9 protein-coding genes and 1 tRNA gene are annotated in these 13,004 nt (G+C 66.8%); 4 read left to right on the top strand and 6 right to left on the bottom strand.

Features of this window, described 5'->3' with window-relative positions; genetic code table 11:
* Window positions 1-6 precede the first annotated feature (6 nt).
* Window positions 7-873 (bottom strand): helix-turn-helix transcriptional regulator, encoded by an 867-nt coding sequence (locus ATO6_RS14285; protein WP_217899007.1) that lies wholly within the window; start codon window positions 871-873, stop codon window positions 7-9.
* 243 nt (window positions 874-1,116) lie between these two features.
* On the opposite strand from ATO6_RS14285, the gene ATO6_RS14280 reads away from it, so the two are divergent.
* The 3 genes from ATO6_RS14280 to ATO6_RS14270 all read left to right on the top strand — a co-directional run bounded on the left by ATO6_RS14280 (window position 1,117) and on the right by ATO6_RS14270 (window position 4,426).
* A complete protein-coding gene (locus ATO6_RS14280; protein WP_088624693.1) occupies window positions 1,117-1,551 on the top strand; it encodes a response regulator in 435 nt (144 codons plus the stop codon).
* The gene (locus ATO6_RS14275) at window positions 1,496-3,496 is read left to right on the top strand and encodes an ATP-binding protein (protein WP_088624692.1); all 2,001 of its coding nucleotides are present in this window, start codon (window positions 1,496-1,498) and stop codon (window positions 3,494-3,496) included. The genes ATO6_RS14280 and ATO6_RS14275 overlap by 56 nt, the downstream gene beginning before the upstream one ends.
* Before the next feature lie 282 nt (window positions 3,497-3,778).
* Complete coding sequence (locus tag ATO6_RS14270; protein WP_141102005.1) at window positions 3,779-4,426, top strand: helix-turn-helix domain-containing protein; 648 nt, start codon at window positions 3,779-3,781, stop codon at window positions 4,424-4,426.
* Window positions 4,427-4,442: 16 nt separating this feature from the next.
* Here ATO6_RS14270 and ATO6_RS14265 read toward each other — a convergent pair whose 3' ends face one another.
* From ATO6_RS14265 to ATO6_RS14245, 5 genes are all read right to left on the bottom strand, one after another.
* Window positions 4,443-5,717, bottom strand: a complete 1,275-nt coding sequence (locus ATO6_RS14265) for a cytochrome P450 (protein ID WP_088624690.1) — start codon at window positions 5,715-5,717, stop codon at window positions 4,443-4,445.
* Between the two features lie 197 nt (window positions 5,718-5,914).
* Window positions 5,915-6,502: a GNAT family N-acetyltransferase gene (locus ATO6_RS14260; protein WP_217899006.1), complete on the bottom strand. Its 588-nt coding sequence runs from the start codon at window positions 6,500-6,502 to the stop codon at window positions 5,915-5,917.
* Entirely contained in the window at window positions 6,499-8,397 is a 1,899-nt protein-coding gene (locus ATO6_RS14255; RefSeq protein ID WP_088624688.1) for an acyl-CoA synthetase, read from the bottom strand. Before ATO6_RS14255 ends, ATO6_RS14260 begins: the two co-directional genes overlap by 4 nt.
* 136 nt (window positions 8,398-8,533) lie before the next feature.
* Window positions 8,534-8,607, bottom strand: a tRNA-Gly gene (locus ATO6_RS14250).
* 246 nt (window positions 8,608-8,853) lie between these two features.
* The gene (locus ATO6_RS14245; RefSeq protein ID WP_088624687.1) at window positions 8,854-9,894 is read right to left on the bottom strand and encodes a Hint domain-containing protein; all 1,041 of its coding nucleotides are present in this window, start codon (window positions 9,892-9,894) and stop codon (window positions 8,854-8,856) included.
* A gap of 586 nt (window positions 9,895-10,480) precedes the next feature.
* Here ATO6_RS14245 and ATO6_RS25565 point away from each other — a divergent pair.
* Entirely contained in the window at window positions 10,481-12,838 is a 2,358-nt protein-coding gene (locus tag ATO6_RS25565; RefSeq protein WP_088624686.1) for a hypothetical protein, read from the top strand.
* Window positions 12,839-13,004: the final 166 nt, after the last annotated feature.

The following is a 13,004-nucleotide window of genomic DNA, read 5'->3' as shown; positions in this document are numbered from 1 at the left end:
GGGCCGCTACCGCGCCGGGCGCATCGCCCCGGCGCGGTTGGCGCGGCGCCACGCGGCGGGGGTCGCGCCGACCGTCTGGCGGAACGCCTTGGTCAGGTGCGACTGGTCGGCGAACCCGAGGCGGTCCGCGATCTCGGCCACGCTCAGCGTCGTGTCGGTCAGCATCCGGCGGGTCATGTCGATCCGCCGCGCCTGTTGCCACTGGTGCGGCGACTGGCCGGTCGTGTTCCGGAACACCTGCGCGAACCAGCTTTCCGACAGGCCGACCGCCTCGGCCAGTTGGGCGGTGGTCCGGCGCCGCCCGCCGCCCGCCTCGAACCGCGCCTCGACCCGGCGCAACTGCGCGGCGGTCAGCCGGGCGTTGCCGGGATCGCTGTCCGGCGCCCCGGTGACCAGCAGCGCCGAGACCAGAGCGGCGGCGAGGCTCTCCGCATAGATGTCATGGCGTGCGGGCCGCCGGATTTCGTCGACCATCAACCGCGCGATCGCTTCCAGATCGCCGATGTCGTCCCGCGCGACGGTGCGGTCCAGCCGCTCGATCGCCGCGGCGCGGGGCATCGCGCGGCTCAGCAGGCGGAGCGCCCATCCGGTGTCGAGGTGAATGTCGAGATGTGAAAACGCGAGGGGTTGCGTGAACGAGGTCCGCAGCGGCAGGCCAGCGGGCACGAAGATCGCCCGCGCCATCGGTCGCCCGGCCCGTGGCGCGTCCACCTCGATCGAGCTGACATCGTCGAAAAAGATCGTCAGCCGGGGGTTCGCGGACAGGTAGTAGCCATGCCCGGCGGCATCGCCCCGCGCCTGCCAGTAGGCGGCCAGCAGGCCGTCGAACTGCCGCCAGACCACGGGCGATGTGCAGTGGATCTTCTCGGTCACACCGGTGAATTCGTGGGAATATCCCAAAAGCGCGCAGGCTCCGCAGAGTGGAACGGGCTGGCTGGCTAACGGCCCGCGCGCCCTGCGTGGGGCGCGCCGGAGGGCCCGGCTGGCTTCGGCGGCCGACCATAGGCCCGGCCTCCGCCGATGACAAGCGTGACGCGGGATGCGCCGGTCTGGCGGATGTTCAGCCTTTCTTAGCCGGTCGCTGCTAGATCCCGTCCGGCAAGCGAGGGCCAAGTCATGCGTCGCAACCAAGCCGCCCAGATCCTGCTGGTCGAGGACGATCCGTTCGATGTCCGCATCTTTCGCCGCACGCTGGACCGGTGCGGCGTGACCGTGCCGGTGACGGTTGCGGGCGACGGCGCGGCGGCGCTGGATATCCTGCGCGGCGACGCTGCCGACCCGCCGTTCCGACGACCGCACCTCGTGCTGCTGGACCTCAACCTGCCGGGCCTCGACGGGCATGGCTTCCTGCGCGCGCTCAGGGCCGACCCGGACCTGCATGACACGGTGGTTCTGGTGATGACCACCTCGGACGCGCCATCGGATCGCAGGCGGGTCTACGACCGCAACGTCGCCGGATACCTGATCAAGACCCCACGGCAGGAGGATGTGAACGATGCCATCGACTTCATCGGCCGGTTCGTCGATCTGGTCCGCCTTCCGACCCGGTAGACCGCTGCGGCTGGGGACGCAGGCCGCGCTCGGCATCGTGGCGATCGTGCTGTCCGGGGCACTTGCCGTGCTGGCCGCGGCCGCCTGGCTGATCGGCGGCCAGCTGACCGCCGATGTCGAGGACCGGATCGCCGCCCAGCTGTCCCGCACGCTGGCGGAAATCGCGGTTCGGGTGGACGTGGCGCAGGCCGATGCGGCGGCGCTCGCCGCGGGTCCGCTGGTCCGCGAGATGTTTGCCGCCGGCCCCGCCGAGGCCGACGCCGCGCGCCGCCGGATCGAGGCGCATATGGCCACCGTCCTGCGCGGTGCGCCCGATTACCTGCAGCTCCGCCTGCTGGACACCGCCGGGCATGAGGTCGTGCGCGTGGACCGGGGCCCCGACGGCCCCGTGGTGCGCGGGCGCGCCATGCTGCAGGACAAGTCGGGGCGCAACTACGTGGCGGTCCTGTCCCGGCTTGCCGCGGACGACACCTTTGTCGGGCAGGTCAGCCTGAATCGCGAAAACGGCGCCATCGAAAGGCCGCTGCGCCCCACGGCACGCGTGCTGGCGGCCGTGTTCGACGACTCCGGACATCGGGTGGGCGGGATCGTCATCAACCTGGATGCACGCGGTCTGCTGCCGCCCCGCCGCCTGGCCGAGACACGCTTCGTCATCGTCAATCAGGCCGGGGAATACCTGTTGCATCCGCTTGAGGAAAAGGAGTTTTCCGTCGAACTGGGCGGCGCTCCTCTGTTCCGCGGCGATTTCGGCAGGGTGCCGGGGGATCCGGTGTTCGATCAGGCGGGGGTCATGCGCGTGACCCTGCGCAACGGCGACGGACCCGAGCTTCTGGCGGCGCACCAGTGGTTCCGCGCCGGCGGGGGCGAGGGGGCGATGCGCTGGCTCGTCATCGCGGGCGAACCGGTGCGTGTCGCCCTTGCGCCGGTGGCCACGCAGGTCACCGTCATCGCGGCGATCATCGTGCTGGTGACCTGCCTCGCCTGCGCCGCCGGATGGTTGTTCGCGTCGCGCCTCGGCGCGCAGGTGGACCGGGTGGCGCAGGCCGCCCTGCGTGCGGCGGCGGGTGACCTTACCCAGACCGCGCAGGTCGCCGGACCCTACGAGGTCGCGGCGCTGGCGCGGGCTTTCAACGTGATGACCGCCCAGATCGGCACCCTGCTGGAAATCGAGGCTGACATGCGCAGGGCGCTCACGCAGGCCAACACCGGCCTCCAGCTCGCCAATACCGAGCTGGAGGGGTTTGCCCGCATCGCCGCCCACGACCTGCGCACCCCGCTCCGCGCTCTCGGCACGCTGACCCAGTGGATCGAGGAGGATATGGAGGACCTGCCCGATGTGGTGGCGGGGCACCTCAGCGACATGCACCACCAGGTCGGCCGGCTGGAGGCGCTGACGGACGGGCTGTTGCAGTATTCGATCCTCGGCAGCGACCGCCGCGCGCCGGACCGGTTCGATGCCGCCACGCTTGTGTCCGAGGTGATCGGCGGACTGGCGCTACCCGCTTCCTTCACCGTCGCGACGGCGGTCGAATGCCCCGAGATCGTGGCGGTGCCGACCGAGGTCGAGATCGTCCTGCGCAATCTGGTCCAGAACGCCGTCCGGCACCACGATCGCGACGCCGGTGCGATCACCATCCGCATCCGCGATCTGGGCGCCGAGTTCGCGGTCGAGGTCGAAGATGACGGTCCCGGCATCCCGGAGGAGCATCACCAGCGGGTGCTGCAGCCGCTTCAGACCCTCGGGGCACGGCGGGGACAGGCGGGGTCGGGGCTGGGGCTGGCCTTTGTCGCCCGGATCGCCGCCCGCTGGTCCGGTCGGGTGGAAATCCTGTCGTCTGAGGGACGGCGCGGCACGACCGTGCGCCTGATCCTGCCCGCGGTGCCCCGTGACGCTTGGCGGCCGCCGGACTCCGCCGCAGGCGCGACCGCGCCGCGTGCCGCCTGAGGCGCGGTGCCCTGGTGCGGTCCCGGCGCGTTACGATCTCCGTGGCATGAACGCGCCCCGGCTCACCCGTGTCCCGAGACCGCGCGGACCCGCGTGGCGTGATCTGCGATCCCCGCGCCCGTGTTTCGCAATGACTGACCCACCGATCCGGTGATGGCACCTCTTCTGGACCTCGCATCATATGCGGGGCCATCCGCGACCAGATTGATTTCATGCGGGGAGACAGGTATTAAACACAACATGTGGTAGCCCATAACCGGGGCGAGGCGAGGGGCAGGGCACGTGAGCGGCGGACGCAGTTACCAGGACGGTTGCCCGGTGGCCAGCGCGCTCGATCTGCTCGGCGAACGCTGGGCCCTGCTTGTGATCCGTGAGCTGATGTTCGAGCCGCGCCGCTTTTCCGATCTCAGGGCCGACCTGCCGGGCATCGCGACCAATATCCTGTCCCGTCGTCTGACCGAACTGACCGAGGCCGCACTGGTGCAAAAGCTGCCGCCCGACCATGGTGCCGGAGGCGGGGCCTATGCGCTGACAGAACAGGCCCGCGACCTCGCGCCGGTGTTCAAGGTGCTGGGCCGTTGGGGCCTGCGCGCACCCAATGCCGCCGGGTTGGCCCCGATGTCCCCCGCAGCCGCGGCCCTCGCGCTGACGCCCCTGTTTCGCCCGCAGAAGGCGCGGGGGCAGAGCCTTTGCATCGTGCTGTCGATGTCCGGCCGGGCGTTCACGGCCCGCGTCGCCGAGCGCAAGCTGGAGGTCGAGGCGGGCGCGGCGTCAGGGGCCCAGGCCCGGATCGAGGGCCCGCCCGCGGCGGTCCTGATGAGGCTGTCAGGTGACGGAACGGCAGCGGCCGACGGGGTCACGACCGACGGAGACCCAAGGGCCATAGAACGGTTCGCGGCATGTTTCCGGCAGATCGCCGGGGCGGAGTGACCTCCGCCCGCTTGGCTCAGTTCCGTGCGGGGATGCGCACCGGCAGGGTCTCGTAACCTTTGACGAACACCGAATGGGTGCGCGTCGGTTCCTCGACCAGTTCGATGACGGGGAACCGCTTCAGGATCTCTTCCCACAGGATCGTCAGCTGCAGCTCCGCGACGCGGTTGCCGAGGCAGCGGTGGATGCCGAAGCCGAAGGACAGGTGCGCCTTGGCGATGTCGCGACCGATGATGAACTCGTCCGGGTTCTCGATCCGGTCGGTGTCGCGGTTGCCCGAGGCATACCACATGATGACCCGGTCGCCCTTGCGGATGGTCTGGCCGTGCATCTCCACATCTTCCTGCGCGATCCGGGCCATGTGGGCCAGCGGGGTCTGCCAGCGGATCGTCTCGGAAACCATCTGGGGGATCAGCGAGGGATCGGCGCGCAGGCGGTCGTACTGGTCCGGGAACTTGTTCAGCGCATAGACCGAGCCCGACAGCGTGTTCCGCGTCGTGTCGTTGCCGCCCACGATCAGCAGCACCACGTTGCCGTGATAGATGTTCTTGGGCATGTCGCGCGTGCCCTCGCCATGCGCGAGCATCGAGATCAGGTCGAAGGACGGCGGCGCCGCCTTGCGCTGTTCCAGCAGCTCGTCGAAGGCGGTGAAGCACTCCATCGTCTCGTAGAACTTCTGGTCCCAGTCCTTGACCGGGCCGTGCGGCGGGGTGTTGGTGATGACGTCGGACCAGTGGGTCAGCTTGCGACGGTCCTCGAACGGGAAGTCGAAGAGCGTGGCCAGCGTCATGGCCGTGTATTCCTTGCTGACCAGATCGACCCAGTCGAAGGTTTCCCCGACGGGCAGGCTGTCCAGCAGCTTTTCGGCCCGTTCCCGCAGCAGCACGCGCAGCTTGTCGAGGCTGGGCGGCGTGAAGGCCGGCGCCACCTGCTTGCGCTGCGTGTTGTGCTCGGGATTGTCCATGGTGATGAAGCCCGCGCCCTTGGTGCCGCGGGTTTCGGAATATTCGCGACCCTCGGGGGTCTGCAGCGTGATGCCTTCGGCCGAGGAGAACCGGCGGTGATCGGTGTCGATCGCCATGATGTCTTCGTAGCGGGTCACCGACCAGTGCGATTCATAGCCGCCAGTGTTGCACCAGTGAACGGGTGCCTCTTCGCGCAGGCGCTGGAACCAGGGCCAGATCGTCTCGTTCGCAAACCGCTCGGGCTGCGCGACCGTGAACTGGTCGAGCGGCGTCGCATAGGCCGCCTCGCGGCTTTCGTCGAGCGAGCTGTGAAGTGCGTCTTTCATTGCTGGCCTCCCTTCCGGCACCATTCCAACGCAATGGAACAGATCCCGAGTGAACCAAGCCGAACGGCGTCCGACAAGGAGAGATTGGTCACAATCCGCGGAAGGGCGCTTATGACGGACAGGCGGGCGGGGGTGCGAAAGAGGTTAAGGCACTGACTCAAAAGGAATGCCCTGATACGGCGATGGCTCTTGTGACTTTACGTCAACGTCAGCCGCTTCTCCATCAGGTAGGCATGGGTCGCCTCGGGGGCCCAGTCACTAGGGACCAGTTCGGCAACATCCGCGTCCCGGTAGCCCAGATCGAAGTAGAGCGGCCGGGCCGCGTCGTTCGAGGACAGGGCGATCAGCGTCAGGCGGGGCAGGGCGCGGTCGCGGGCTTCGGCCTCGGCCTGCAGCATCATCGCGCGGGCCAGTCCTGCGCCGCGCGCCTCGGGCTGGACCGCCACGCTGTCGACATAGAGCGATCCGGCCGTGCCGGGCAGCAGCGACAGGATCGGGCGCAGCGGCACGGGGGTCTCGTCGTTGATCACGGGCGGGTCCATGTCCTGAAAGATCAGGATCGCCCCGGCGGCCCGCCCGCCGGTTTCCGCAACCCGCCAGTTGCGCCAGCACAGCTTGTCCGCGTCGTCACAGATCCGCGCCCGCGTATCCAGACCCCAGGCCTCGGCGGCCGCTTTCGGGTCGGGGATGGCCGCGCGGCGCAGGATGCTGCCGAAATGTTCGCTGGCCGTGGCCTTGGCCCAGACCAGCAGATCGGCGTCGTCGGCTACGGCGGGCCGGATCACTCCGCCCATTTCCACGGACGGGTGAAGGTCCCGATCAGCCCGTCGATCGCCGCCTCGTCCGCATCGCCGGTCTTGCGGATCATCGCCGTCAAGCCGAGCTTCTTGTCATCCACGACGCGCACCACTTCGGCGGGAATGCCCGCTTCGGTCAGCGCGGCGTTGTAGACGCGGGTGATCGCCATCTTGCGAAGGTCCGGCTTGAAGACCTTGCCGACCGCGGTCTTGGGCAGTTCGTCCATGACCTCGATATGCTTGGGGATCGCCGCGCGTTCATGCACGTGCCGTTCGGCGTGCTGCGTCAGTTCCTCGATCGTGACATCCGATCCGGCCACCAGTTCGACATAGACGCAGGGCAGTTCGCCCGCCCGCGCATCCGGCTGGCCGATGGCGCCCGCGAAGGCGACGGCGGGATGCGACAGCATGGCGTCCTCGATCTCGGCCGGGTCGATGTTGTGCCCGCCGCGGATGATGAGGTCCTTGGCGCGCCCTGTGATCCACAGGTAGCCGTCCGCGTCGACGCGCCCGAGGTCGCCGGTCCGGAGATAGAGGCGGTTGGTGTCGGGCAGGCCGTGGTAGAGGTCACGGTTCTTCAGTTCTTCGGTATAGGTCGAGCCTTCGTTGACACCGGGGTTCGAGACGCAGATCTCACCCACCTCGTCCACGCCGCATTCCCGCGCCTCGGGGGTGGTGTGGTCGATGATGCGGACGTCGCAATAGGGGAAGGGTATGCCGACCGAACCGATCTTCTTTTCCCCGTCGACCGGGTTACAGGCGACGAGGCAGGTCGCCTCGGTCAGGCCGTAGCCCTCGACGATGTTGATGCCGGCGGCCTTCTCGAACCGGTTAAACAGTTCGGCAGGAAGTGGGGCCGAGCCCGAGAAGGCGGTCTTGACGGTCGAGATGTCGGCGTCCACGGGGCGCTGCATCAGGGCCGAGATCGCGGTTGGCACGGTGATGATGAAGGTGATCTTCCAGCGCTCGCACAGCTTCCAGAAGTTGTCGAACACGCCATCGCCGCGATAGCCGGCCGGGGTCGGGAACACGACATGCGCGCCCGAGGATATGGCGGCCATCATGATGACGTGGCAGGCAAAGACGTGGAACATCGGCAGCGGACAGATGATGTTGTCCGTTTCGGTATAGAGCAGCGTGTGCCCGATCCAGCCGTTGTAGATGATGCCGGAATACTTGTGCTGCGCGACCTTGGGCATGCCCGTGGTGCCGCCGGTGTGGAAATAGGCCGCCACCCGGTCGCCGGTGCTGTCGGGGAAGCTCAGCGTCTTGGGCTGGCGCGCGATCTCGGCGTTGAAGCCTTTGACGTCCGCATGATGCTTGCCCGGCACCTTGGGGCGGATCAGCGGGACGATCCAGCTCTTGGGCGGGGTCAGGTAGCGGTTCAGGTCCACGGTCAGCACGGTGTGGACGTTGGGAGCGTGGCGCACCGCCTCGGCCGTTTTCTGGGCGATGTCCGTCTTGGGGAAATTGCGCAGGGTGACGACGACCTTGGCGTTCGTCTCGCGCAGGATGGCGCCGATCTGTTCCGGCTCCAGCAGCGGGTTGATCGGGTTGACGATCCCGGCGATGGCGCCCGCGATGGTGGCGATCACCGTCTCGGTCGAGTTCGGCAGGATCAGGGCGACCACGTCATCCTCGCCCACGCCGAGCGACCGGAACAGGTTCGCGGCCTGGCAGACCTTGTCGTGCAGTTCCGACCAGGTGAGCGTCTCGGCCTTGTCGTCGGGCCCGGATTCCAGCTGAAAACTGATCGCATTGTGCGAGGGGAACTTGCCCGCGGTCCGCGCCAGCAGGCCATAGAGGGTGGCCGGGACGTCGCGCTCCTGCCAGGGCATTTCGTTTTGAATCGCAAGCGCATCCGCGCAGCTGGCGAACGTCATCGTATCTCCTCCCCTTGGTGCCCGCACTTCCAGCGGGTCCATGGAAGATGCGTGCCGCAAAGGGTTAATGCAAGATTGACGCCGCGGCGATCGGGTGGATGTGCGGTTTTGCAGGGCGAGAAATCGGGGGAGAAGCTGGAGCGGGTAGCGGGAATCGAACCCGCACGACTAGCTTGGAAGGCTAGGGCGCTACCATTACACCATACCCGCTCGATGGAATGGACGAGTATTTTATCGCCGGTCCGTGGTCAAGAGTCTGCTCTTGAACAAACGGCTTGTGGCTTCCTCGACCAAGGTGGCGAGGTGGTGCCGAGCGCGAAGCCAATGGGGTTTGGGGTCAACACGGGAAGGTAGCAAAGCCAGCCCACGCTAGAGGACAGAAGGAATCGCCGGGATAGAGGTCTGAGCCAGGTCATGCCGCCAGAGGTCAGGACAGACCTTGCCACGAGGCAACTGTCAGGCGCAGACCGGGAGTGTATGGAAGTTCACCCGCGCATCGGACAGGCGTCGCCGGACGTCCTGCACCTTCATGCAATTTCTGGCCGGGGCCATAATGTCTGCGCCCATCCGTTTTCCTGCGAATACGGCCCTCAGGGCGGAACTTTGCAATGCGTTGAGACCGCGCTGCACCTGCTGCCCGATCAGCAGTGACTCCGTGAGCGCGCCGTTTGATGTGACGATCTCGTGCTGGTCAAAGGCGAAATGGACCCATGTGACCTGCTTCCGGCCGCGCATCTCCCGTATCCCGCGGTATCCGATCAATGCCTTGGCGGGAACGAGCGCCTCGGTACGAAAGATGTCCTCGAGCTGACCCATGCCGCCGACGAAAATGCGGTGCTGCGGCGACACGACCAGATCGCGGGACGGCGTGCGTCGACCGAGCGAGCCCGCCGGGATCAGTATGGGCATCTGGGGCCCCGCGCTCTGCTGCAGATCGTGTAGGCTCCGTCGCCTCCACTGCACGCGCATCGGCCCGTGGTCCAGGGTGCTGACCCAGTCACCGGGCTTCAGGTCCTCGACGCGGCGGGCTCCGGCAGGTGTATCGATTAGGGTGCCGGCGGCGAAACACGGGATCGTGCCGGGATTTGGCGAGCTCTGCGCAAAATAGGTCGCGCCGCCATCATCGGTCTGCAGCGACTGGCCGCCTGAGGTGATGCTGCCCAGGTTGGTGCTGGTTTCTCCGACGGCCGGACCGTCCGTGGCGGTGACCGTTGCATCGGAACTGAGGAACTGGATCACGTTGCCGCTGTCGTCCAGCAGCGCGACGGCCCAGTTCTTGCCCATGTCGGGCAATCCGTCGGACACGTTGACGAGGTAGCCATCGTTGCCGCCGGTATGGGCCACGAACTGGCCGGCGAGCGACTGCGTGTAACGCAGCTTGCCCGTTCCGTCGTACACCGCGACGAGATAGCCCGACAGGTCCTCGTCATTCGTGGCTACAATTTCGACGAAGTCGGCGTTGTTCTCGAAACGGATCTCCGAGATGTACACAGTCATGACCGGCAAGCGACACGCATTTCGTTTCCTCAATCGCTACAAATAACACTCGTTCACACAACTTTGCATTAACTGGAAACACTGTGGCGAAAATAAGGCGAAGGCGCCTTGTTTTGGCGGATTCAAAGGTGAATTGGGAATGTGCATTTGGTGCGGAGTTGGAGTTATCACCCAGGTTCATTCGCCTGAAGATAGATGTCAGTGCCCGAAGCGATCTGTGTGAATCCAAGTCTGTCCCGTCAAGCCACTGGCGTGAATGGCAAAGGGTCTCGCCGAAAGTTTTCTGGCATATCCCCCGATTCGGGGAGGGACCGGGTTTCGCCGGTTGTCCGGTTTCTGGCGTCAACAGGCGAGGCTTCACAATCCCATCAAGTTCTCGTTGTCCATGTATCGAGAACAGTCTCTGCTTCGGGGATTAATTGTGGTCAAAAATAATGTAAATCTCTGAGTTGAATGTAAAAAATTTGTTAAAAAAGTGTTCGTCTTGTGGCCCTATTACGAGAGACCGGTCGGGATGCCGCGTTAATCAGTTAAACGCCGAGGTGCCACGTCGAAGGCCCTCAGCCGCAGTAGGGTAATTGTCACGATGAAACTCTCCCATATCCATGCACCCAAAACTCACCATGCCAGCGGGCACGATACCGCCAGCTCGACGTCCTCCTACTACAATGGCGGGGTAGAGGGCGGCGCGTTCGAAAGCTGGTATTCGGATCACCTTGCCTCCAAAATCTCCAAGGTCGCCGAGGAGACCGGGAAAGGTCACCACCTGTTCGATCACGCCAAGGATTACCATTCCGGCGATGATTGCGACGATGACCAATCGGACGGGACCGGTGGCACGAAGGGAACCGGTGGGACCAAGGGGTCCAAAGGCACGAAGGGCGAGCACGGGACCAAGGGTTCCGGTGGCACCAAGGGCTCCGGCGGTAGCAAGGGTTCTGACGGGACTAAGGGCTCCGGCGGAAGCAAGGGCTCCGATGGCACGAAGGGTTCGGGCGGCACGAAAGGCTCCGGTGGGACGAAGGGCTCCGGTGGGACGAAGGGCTCCGGCGGGACGAAGGGCTCTGGCGGCACCAAGGGAACTGGCGGAACGAAAGGCTCCGGTGGGACCAAGGGTGATGGAGAGGACTGCGATCCGAAAGGGACGGGCGGCTCCAAGGGCTCGGGTGGCACCAAAGGCTCCGGTGGGACGAAGGGGTCCGGTGGCACTAAGGGCACCGGTGGAACGAAGGGTTCCGGTGGGACCAAGGGTGATGGAGAGGACTGCGATCCGAAAGGGACGGGCGGCTCCAAGGGTTCGGGTGGCACCAACGGCACCGGCGGGACGAAGGGTTCCGGTGGCACCAAGGGCACCGGTGGAACGAAGGGTTCCGGTGGGACCAAGGGCGATGGAGAGGACTGCGAGCCGAAAGGGACGGGCGGCTCGAAGGGCTCGGGTGGCACCAAAGGCGCCGGTGGGACGAAGGGGTCGGGCGGCACGAAGGGCTCGGGTGGGACCAAAGGTTCCGGCGGGGCGAAGGGCTCTGGCGGCACCAAGGGAGCTGGCGGGACGAAAGGGGCCGGTGGGACCAAGGGCGACGGAGAGGACTGCGATCCGAACGGGACGGGCGGCTCCAAGGGTGCGGGTGGCACCAACGGCCCCGGCGGGACGAAGGGTTCCGGTGGGCCCAAGGGCGATGGAGAGGACTGCGAGCCGAAAGGGACGGGCGGCTCGAAGGGCTCGGGTGGCACCAAAGGCGCCGGTGGGACGAAGGGGTCGGGCGGCACGAAGGGCTCGGGTGGGACCAAAGGTTCCGGCGGGGCGAAGGGCTCTGGCGGCACCAAGGGAGCTGGCGGGACGAAAGGGGCCGGTGGGACCAAGGGCGACGGAGAGGACTGCGATCCGAACGGGACGGGCGGCTCCAAGGGTGCGGGTGGCACCAACGGCGCCGGCGGGACGAAGGGCTCCGGTGGCACCAAGGGCTCCGGTGGGACGAAGGGCTCTGGTGGCACCAAGGGATCTGGCGGAACGAAAGGGTCCGGTGGGACCAAGGGCGATGGAGAGGACTGCGATCCGAAAGGGACGGGCGGCTCCAAGGGCTCGGGTGGCACCAAAGGTTCCGGCGGGACGAAGGGCTCTGGCGGCACCAAGGGATCTGGCGGGACGAAAGGCTCCGGTGGGACCAAGGGCGACGGAGAGGACTGCGATCCGAAAGGGACGGGCGGCTCCAAGGGCTCGGGTGGCACCAAGGGCTCCGGTGGGACGAAGGGGTCTGGCGGCACCAAGGGGTCTGGCGGAACGAAAGGCTCCGGTGGGACCAAGGGCGACGGAGAGGCCTGCGATCCGAAAGGGACGGGCGGCTCCAAGGGCTCGGGTGGCACCAAGGGCTCCGGTGGGACGAAGGGGTCTGGCGGCACCAAGGGGTCTGGCGGAACGAAAGGCTCCGGTGGGACCAAGGGCGATGGAGAGGACTGCGATCCGAAAGGGACGGGTGGTTCCAGGGGCTCGGGTGGCACCAAGGGCTCCGGTGGGACGAAGGGCTCTGGTGGCACCAAGGGATCTGGCGGAACGAAAGGGTCCGGTGGGACCAAGGGCGATGGAGAGGACTGCGATCCGAAAGGGACGGGCGGCTCCAAGGGCTCGGGTGGCACCAAGGGCACCGGCGGGACGAAGGGCTCCGGTGGAACGAAGGGCTCCGGTGGCACCAAGGGCTCCGGCGGAACGAAGGGCACCGGCGGAACGAAAGGCTCCGGTGGCACCAAGGGCTCCGGCGCGACGACTGGGTGCGACAGCTCCGGATACGAGCACCATGGTCTGCCGATCTTCACGCATTATGCGGAAGACGGGCACCACGGCTTCGGCGGGGACCTGATGGACCTGTTCTCGAAGGACTGCGAGGAAGACGAGATGCCGAGCGGAAGCTCCTCCGGCGGCACGGCCTGCGAAGAGATCGAGTTCCTCTGATCGGAAACACCCTGGATGGCCCGCCCCGTGCGGGCCATCCGCAAAGCGGCGACAGCCGCCCGCATCGGACCGGGCCGGACCGCAGGTTTCCCGCGTTCCGGGAACCCGCCATCCGGTGGATGGCTCGGACACCCACCCGAGCGCCACGGCTATCGAACAGGCGACC

This window comes from Oceanicola sp. 22II-s10i, from assembly GCF_002210105.1.
In the GTDB taxonomy this organism is placed as follows: domain Bacteria; phylum Pseudomonadota; class Alphaproteobacteria; order Rhodobacterales; family Rhodobacteraceae; genus Pseudooceanicola.
Note: the sequence above shows the minus strand (reverse complement) of the source record. Positions and strands in the feature narration are given on the sequence as shown.

What these genes read in the sequence shown, in the direction of transcription:
- ATO6_RS14280 (WP_088624693.1), top strand. Translation starts at nt 1,117, where the DNA reads ATGCGTCGCAACCAAGCCGCCCAGATCCTGCTGGTCGAGGACGATCCG.
- ATO6_RS14275 (WP_088624692.1), top strand. Translation starts at nt 1,496, where the DNA reads ATGCCATCGACTTCATCGGCCGGTTCGTCGATCTGGTCCGCCTTCCGA.
- ATO6_RS14265 (WP_088624690.1), bottom strand. Translation starts at nt 5,717, where the DNA reads ATGAAAGACGCACTTCACAGCTCGCTCGACGAAAGCCGCGAGGCGGCC.
- ATO6_RS14255 (WP_088624688.1), bottom strand. Translation starts at nt 8,397, where the DNA reads ATGACGTTCGCCAGCTGCGCGGATGCGCTTGCGATTCAAAACGAAATG.
- ATO6_RS14245 (WP_088624687.1), bottom strand. Translation starts at nt 9,894, where the DNA reads ATGACTGTGTACATCTCGGAGATCCGTTTCGAGAACAACGCCGACTTC.
- ATO6_RS25565 (WP_088624686.1), top strand. Translation starts at nt 10,481, where the DNA reads ATGAAACTCTCCCATATCCATGCACCCAAAACTCACCATGCCAGCGGG.